The 6,447-nt window shown below is 56.5% G+C and carries 7 protein-coding genes; 5 read left to right on the top strand and 2 right to left on the bottom strand.

The window, feature by feature from the left end; all coding sequences use genetic code 11:
• Positions 1-136: 136 nt before the first annotated feature.
• On the bottom strand, positions 137-706 hold the full coding sequence (locus ACZ9IM_RS28690; protein WP_008013255.1) for a carboxymuconolactone decarboxylase family protein: 570 nt from the start codon (positions 704-706) through the stop codon (positions 137-139).
• 73 nt (positions 707-779) lie between these two features.
• Here ACZ9IM_RS28690 and ACZ9IM_RS28685 point away from each other — a divergent pair, with 73 nt between their 5' ends.
• Complete coding sequence (locus ACZ9IM_RS28685; protein WP_063343850.1) at positions 780-1,115, top strand: winged helix-turn-helix transcriptional regulator; 336 nt, start codon at positions 780-782, stop codon at positions 1,113-1,115.
• Between the two features lie 436 nt (positions 1,116-1,551).
• Positions 1,552-2,601, top strand: coding sequence for a DUF3592 domain-containing protein (locus tag ACZ9IM_RS28680; protein WP_476225696.1), 1,050 nt, complete (start codon positions 1,552-1,554; stop codon positions 2,599-2,601).
• A gap of 229 nt (positions 2,602-2,830) precedes the next feature.
• Here ACZ9IM_RS28680 and ACZ9IM_RS28675 read toward each other — a convergent pair whose 3' ends face one another.
• A complete protein-coding gene (locus tag ACZ9IM_RS28675; RefSeq protein ID WP_427622760.1) occupies positions 2,831-3,406 on the bottom strand; it encodes a TetR/AcrR family transcriptional regulator in 576 nt (191 codons plus the stop codon).
• 145 nt (positions 3,407-3,551) lie between these two features.
• Here ACZ9IM_RS28675 and ACZ9IM_RS28670 point away from each other — a divergent pair, with 145 nt between their 5' ends.
• From ACZ9IM_RS28670 to ACZ9IM_RS28660, 3 genes are read left to right on the top strand one after another with little or no spacing between them, the layout of a single operon-like run.
• Positions 3,552-4,673: an alkene reductase gene (locus ACZ9IM_RS28670; protein ID WP_476225695.1), complete on the top strand. Its 1,122-nt coding sequence runs from the start codon at positions 3,552-3,554 to the stop codon at positions 4,671-4,673.
• A gap of 52 nt (positions 4,674-4,725) precedes the next feature.
• Positions 4,726-5,514, top strand: coding sequence for an SDR family NAD(P)-dependent oxidoreductase (locus ACZ9IM_RS28665; RefSeq protein WP_476225694.1), 789 nt, complete (start codon positions 4,726-4,728; stop codon positions 5,512-5,514).
• Positions 5,515-5,561: 47 nt separating this feature from the next.
• Positions 5,562-6,431 carry an alpha/beta fold hydrolase gene (locus ACZ9IM_RS28660; RefSeq protein ID WP_476225693.1) on the top strand — a complete coding sequence of 290 codons (870 nt, stop codon included), beginning with the start codon at positions 5,562-5,564 and terminating at the stop codon, positions 6,429-6,431.
• Positions 6,432-6,447 lie beyond the last annotated feature (16 nt).

Raw genomic sequence — 6,447 nt, 5'->3', positions numbered from 1 at the left:
AAACCACCTATTTGAATGCCTTGAGGAAGCGCGGTTCACCGCTCCTGAAGAACCTCGATTTAGGTTGACTGACTTCCTCAGGGCGTGAAGCTGCCCTTTCCGGGGGCAGCTCACGGCCAGAAAGCGAGTCGTCAGCCTAAGACGATTGCGCTGCTTCATGCCGAAAATCACGGAATCTCGCCGCGTTTGGTTCAAGGGCAAGGGTCAGGCTATTGGCGATATACGATACCGTTCGATAGAAGCCCGCCAGCATCAGCAGTTCAAGGATTTGATCGTCATCGAGGTATCGTCGAGTGGCCTGAAATTCCGCTTCAGTCAAGGTAGCGCGATTGTGCAGGGCATCAATAGTAGCCAGCAGCACCGCCTCTTCCTCCGTCCAGTGCTCCGCCCGGAGCGGATAATCCAAGGTGTGGCCGATATCGTCTCTCGTCAATCCGGCCCGCTCTGCGAAAGCCATAACGTGCACACCCCACTCATATTCGCATCCGGTAAGTGCGCAGACCCTATTGATGATTAGCTCCCGCTGACGAAGCGTCAGCAGGTTTCCATCCAGCAGTGAACCAGCCGTGAACTTCCGCCATGCCCTTTCGCTGGTGGCGATGGTGGTGAACAACAACAGTGGTGGGACGCCCTCTCCCATTATTTTGTCGAACGTCGCCTGGAGGCCTTCCGTGTAGGGTTTTTCGAGTGTTTTGATTCGAGCCATGATGTACCCTTTGCTATCAAATGTGTAGCGCTAGTATTTGCTACATTATCTGTAGCGAGCAAGGGCCATATGCATGAATGATGATCAAAGCTTGGGATTGCAAATGATGAGTGGGCGTCGCCCAATCATGGCGCTTTTGGATGTGCTCGGACAGAAATGGGCGTTGAGGATCCTTTGGGAGCTTCAGCACGGTTCACTCAGTTCCCGTGCACTGCGAAGCGTGTGTGGCGATATCTCGCCCACTGTCTTGCAAAGTAGGGTCAACGAACTTCGTGGGGCAGGTTTCATCGAGTCAAACGAGGGCGGTTACGGGCTCACTCCACTGGGTATGGAGCTTTCGGAGTCGTTCTTCCCTCTGTATAGATTCGCCAATAAATGGGCCGATTCATTGGGCAAAAATAAGGTTTGATTCCTGGTGGAATGTCCCCCTTTCGGGGTGTAAGGAGCCAACGGCGAACGTCTGCATTTGGCCGATTGCTGCCTGTCGCGAAGGGCAGCAACCGACCCAGGCTGTGTGAAAACGTCTTGGAGTCGGTTTGACGGTCAGAACCGAAGCGAAAGTCGCTCTCCTACGCAAATTTCAGGTCTGCTGATTAACCAAGCATTCGCAGATTTTACGTAGCAACGCAGACTTCAAAAAGGTGAATGCATTTTCACACAGCCTGGACCCAAAGCTGCCGCTGGGAACCGGCAGAAACCGGCCAGGAGCGGAAGCGCGGGAAGTTGCATTGCATTTGAGTATCTACGGACTAACCTCAGTGCATCATTACACCGCGCGCAGGGGGACTTGCCGCCAAGGTGTCATATCCCAACTGACCTCCATTTCACGTTGGCCAAGGAGCCTTATGAAGACCTTCTTGCTCTTGCTAAGGACAGCCCTGTTCGTTGTTTTATTTTCCTTTGGCTTGCTCTGTCTTCTCGTGTCTCTTTCCTCGTACAAGGAGGTGGACGAGACGAAGACTTGGCAGAAGTTGAATGCCACTGTCGCCACTGTCTCCATTTCTGAGGAGATGCGCAGTAAGGGTATGACCTATTGCCCTCTGGTTAACGTGACCTTTGAGTTGAACGGACAGCAATACACTTATCCGCTCGAAATATCGCAGCGGCCCTGCAGAACCAGCCTGGAGTCGGTTGAAAGATCAGTTGCAACATTCAGGGAAGGAAAAGTGATCGAAATTCTTGTCGACCCAGCAAAGCCGGGTAGAGTGAAGCCAGGTACTTACTCACTAGGTGGGGGTTTTTACCTCGGCGTTTTCTTGGGCACGCTAGCCTTTATCGGGGCTGTAGCTGTCCTGGTGTTTCCTGCTAAGAAATCTGTCAAGTTAACGCAAAGAGAAAGCATTTCACATTCAACTTTGAGCAAGAGAGAAGTTCAGAAAAAAGTTCGCGAGCTACTCGCCGCCGGCACTGCAAAGTCGGAAGTGTTTTCACAACTCTCCGGGCGGGGTGTAAAAGACAGTCATCTTGCCTACTTTATAGCTTCGTATGCAGATCCAATTCGTTGTGACGAGCACGATCGCAAGGTCAATATTTTCATCACGATAATGCTCGTCCAGGCTTTGATTGCATTCTTTCTGGGATTGGATATCGGCGCCAGGATGGGGCCAACGGCCAAATGGGTTATGGGTGTTTCAATGATCTTGATTCCCTTGTTTTTGGTATGGGGCTTCTACAACCATCGCGTCGGCGCCTACAACGCGTACATACTCCTTGCGCTTCTCCAATTCCCAAGATCGCTTGAGGGGTTTACATCGAGTCCGGCAACAACCACTATCGCATTAGCTATAAGTATCGTTATCTTGGCTTTTGTTTGGTACGTCCGAGGAAAAATCTTTCCAGACTTCGTCTTCGTCACCCCCAGGAAAATCAAAGGCAAGTACATATTTTCGGGCTGACCATCATGCCGCCGGACTTGCCCGAACGGCTGTTCAGGCCTGTGAGTTCAATCGTTAGCGAAGACTGCGTCGGGTCGATTTCAGCCGGTTCCAGCAGGCAGCTTTTGGCCGATTGCTGCCTGTGCGATGGGCAGCAATCGGCCAAAACGGTCATTCGTGCGTGTCGTCCAACGACGAAGCGAGTCAGCGCGCTTTGTGCAACATCCATTTATCCCCTCTACGACTGAATCTACGATTGAATAGATAATGATGCGGTCATTTGCGCGTGACACACCGCCAGAATTTCATCGGCCAGCGCCGAGTCGTCAGGACAGGCGCGCGATAACATGATCGCGCCGACCGCGCGCGCCAGCAGGTCGATCATTTTCACCCTCGCCTCACCCGGCGCCGCATCCGGCCCGGTCGGGTATTTTTCGCCGAGCGTTTGCAACATGCGCTCGATGCCTTCAGCGAATGCCGACTTCAAATCGCCGGACTGACGCGCCGCGTCGCCGCACAACGCCGCCATGGTGCAACCCGTGGCGCGCCCGTCGCGATGATCCCTGGACACATACACATCGATGAAATCCTTCACGCTCAATGCTTCGGTGCTGGCCAGTGACTGCGCAAGACTGTTGGCCGAGGCTTCGGCCATCAGGTCAGCCTTCGAACCGAAATGTTTATAGAAACCGCCATGGGTGAAACCGGCGGCGGCCATCAGGTCGGCCACGCCGACACCGTCGAAACCGCGCTCGCGAAACACGACTGAGGCCGTTTCGACGATGTGCTCCCGATTTGCCTGGGCCTGGGCCTTGGACACTCGCATGTTCGATACCTCGCTACCGCTGGAAATTCATCGGCTGATGATACATAGATGTTGACCATAATCAAAATTGTTGACAGTTTAGATTTCGATCATCATCCTAAATGCCAGCCATATGAAATTCACCAACGGGCACGGAACACACACCATGAGCGATCAGAATCTGTTTACCCCTTACACGCTTGGCGCCCTGACGCTGTCGAACCGCGTGGTTCTCGCTCCACTGACGCGCAATCGCGCAGGCAAAGGCTTTGTGCCGAGTGAGTTTGCTGCTGCCTATTACAGCCAGCGGGCCAGCGCGGGCTTGCTGATTTCCGAAGCCTCGCAGATCTCGCAGCAGGGACAGGGCTATCAGGACACCCCGGGCATTTACACGCAGTCGCAGATAGAGGGATGGCGCAAGGTGACCGATGCCGTACACGCCAAGGGCGGGAGAATTTTCCTGCAGCTGTGGCATGTGGGCCGTGTTTCCCACGTGGATCTGCAACAGCAAGGCGCGGCGCCGGTAGCCCCTTCCGCGCTTCGTCCCGCGACCAAGGTGTTCGTCAACAATCGCTTTGAGGACGTTTCCGAGCCGCGAGCGCTGGAGACTGACGAACTGCCGGGCATCGTCAACGATTTCCGCCAAGCGGCGGCAAACGCCATTGCGGCCGGCTTCGACGGCGTGGAAATCCACGGTGCAAACGGCTATTTGCTGGATCAGTTCATCAAGGACGGCGCCAACCTGCGTACTGATGCCTACGGCGGCTCGATCGCAAACCGTGCGCGCCTGCTGCTGGAAGTGACCGCCGCGGTGGCCGCCGAGATTGGTGCTGATCGCACAGGCATTCGCCTTTCGCCTGTCTCGCCGGCCAATGGTGTATCGAGCAGTGATCCACAGGCTCAATTCGATTACATCGTCGACCAACTCAATGCTCTGGACATCGTTTATCTGCACGTAGTCGAAGGTGCGACCGGTGGGCCACGCGACGTGGCGCCCTTTGATTTCGACGCCTTGCGCCAGCGCTTCAAGAACACCTACATCGCCAACAACGGCTATGACCTGGACCTGGCCACGGCACGCCTTACGCATGACAAGGCTGACCTGATCGCCTTTGGCCGCCCTTTTATCGGCAACCCTGATCTGGTGGAGCGGCTCAAGAACGGTGCGCCACTGTCCGCCTTTGACCCCGCCACGCTCTACGGCGGCGGTGCGGCGGGATACATCGACTACCCGACGCTTGCCGAATCAAGCGCTGCCGCGAACCAGGCACAAGCTGATCGGGCCTGATTTTGATCGTGCATCCATCTCCATTCATGTTCCCGAAAAAAGAGCTGACATCATGACTACTCACCCTACCGTTCTCATCACTGGCGCTTCCACCGGCATCGGCGCGGTTTACGCCGAGCGTTTCGCCCAGCGCGGGCATGATCTGGTGTTGGTCGCCCGCGACCACTCGCGCCTGGAAACGCTCGCCGCAAAGTTGCGTGGCGAACACAACGTCGCCATTGAAGTGCTTCAGGCCGACCTGACTCAACTCAGCGACCTGCACACCGTCGAAGCGCGCCTGCGAGATGACGGGCGCATCGGCATCCTCGTCAACAATGCCGGCGCCGCACAGTCAGGCACCTTCATCGAGCAAAGCACCGACAGCGTTGCGCAACTGGTGGCCCTCAACACCACCGCGCTGGTGCGGCTCGCCAGCGCCATCGCGCCACGCCTGGCCAAAGCAGGTGAAGGCGCCATCATCAACATCGGTTCGGTGGTGGGTCTGGCACCTGAGTTCGGTATGTCGGTCTATGGGGCGACCAAGGCGTTTGTGCTGTTCCTGTCCCAAGGCCTGAGCCTGGAACTTTCGCCTCAGGGTGTTTATGTGCAAGCCGTACTGCCCGCCGCCACCCGCACGGAGATTTGGGACCGCGCCGGTATCGACATCAACACCTTGAGCGAAATCATGGAAGTGGGTGATCTGGTCGATGCCGCACTGGTCGGCTTCGACCGTCGCGAACCGGTGACCATTCCTCCGTTGCAAGAAGGCGAGCGCTGGGATGCCCTGCAAACCGCGCGTCAGGGGCTTTTGTCGCAGATCAGGCAGTCCGCCGTGGCGCCACGCTATTTGACTCAAGCCTGACCCATGTCGAGCAGGTCGGCCTCGCCCCGCAATCGGACGGAGTAAACATGACCCTTATGGCTACAAGCAATCACCCGGGTTCGCAGTCGTCATTTATCAACGCGGCGAACCAGTTGGTTCTGATTGGCGGGATCCCCTTCGCCTATCGTGACCTGGGACCCAGGACGGAGGTTCCGCTGGTCATGTTCAACCATTGGGGGGCAGTGCTGGATAACTTTGACCCCAGGATCATCGACGGTCTGGCAAAAAACCGGCGTGTCATCACTACTGATTACCGCGGTATCGGTGGCTCGGGCGGCGCCGCGCCATTGACCGTCGGTGAGATGGCTGACGATGCAATCGGCCTGATTCGCGCGCTAGGTTTTGACAAGGTTGACCTGCTCGGCTTTTCACTCGGCGGCTTCGTCGCTCAAGACATCGCCATGAAAGCACCCGAACGAGTGCGCAGATTGATCCTCACCGGAACAGGACCGGCCGGTGGCACAGGCATCGACAGCGTCGGTTCGGTGACCTGGCCATTGATGATCAAAGGTTTGCTGACGCTGCGAGACCCCAAGTTCTACCTGTTCTTTACCACCACGGCCAACGGCCAACGTGCCGCGTCCGAGTATTTGCAAAGATTGAAAGAACGCCAGCAAGACCGGGACAAAGGCCCGACACCCCGCGCGCTTTTACGGCAGTTAAAAGCCATTACTGCGTGGGGCAAGCAGGCGCCGCAAGAACTCGGTCGCCTGCGTATGCCGACGCTGATAGCCAACGGGGACAACGACATCATGGTGCCCACCGTGAACTCGATTGAGCTGGCGAAGCGAATCCCCAACGCGCAACTGATCATTTACCAGGACGCCGGGCACGGCAGCATTTTCCAGCACCATACCGATTTCGTGGCCAACGCTTTGGCGTTCCTCGACGCCTGACAGCCTGCACGTCTAA

Source organism: Pseudomonas sp. TE12508 (assembly GCF_056279485.1).
The sequence above is the reverse complement of the archived record's forward strand: the minus strand, read 5'-3'. Positions and strand labels throughout refer to the sequence as shown.

Coding starts and splice junctions, on each gene's coding strand:
- ACZ9IM_RS28690 (WP_008013255.1), bottom strand. CDS start 706: ATGGCTCGAATCAAAACACTCGAAAAACCCTACACGGAAGGCCTCCAG.
- ACZ9IM_RS28685 (WP_063343850.1), top strand. CDS start 780: ATGAATGATGATCAAAGCTTGGGATTGCAAATGATGAGTGGGCGTCGC.
- ACZ9IM_RS28680 (WP_476225696.1), top strand. CDS start 1,552: ATGAAGACCTTCTTGCTCTTGCTAAGGACAGCCCTGTTCGTTGTTTTA.
- ACZ9IM_RS28675 (WP_427622760.1), bottom strand. CDS start 3,406: ATGCGAGTGTCCAAGGCCCAGGCCCAGGCAAATCGGGAGCACATCGTC.
- ACZ9IM_RS28670 (WP_476225695.1), top strand. CDS start 3,552: ATGAGCGATCAGAATCTGTTTACCCCTTACACGCTTGGCGCCCTGACG.
- ACZ9IM_RS28665 (WP_476225694.1), top strand. CDS start 4,726: ATGACTACTCACCCTACCGTTCTCATCACTGGCGCTTCCACCGGCATC.
- ACZ9IM_RS28660 (WP_476225693.1), top strand. CDS start 5,562: ATGACCCTTATGGCTACAAGCAATCACCCGGGTTCGCAGTCGTCATTT.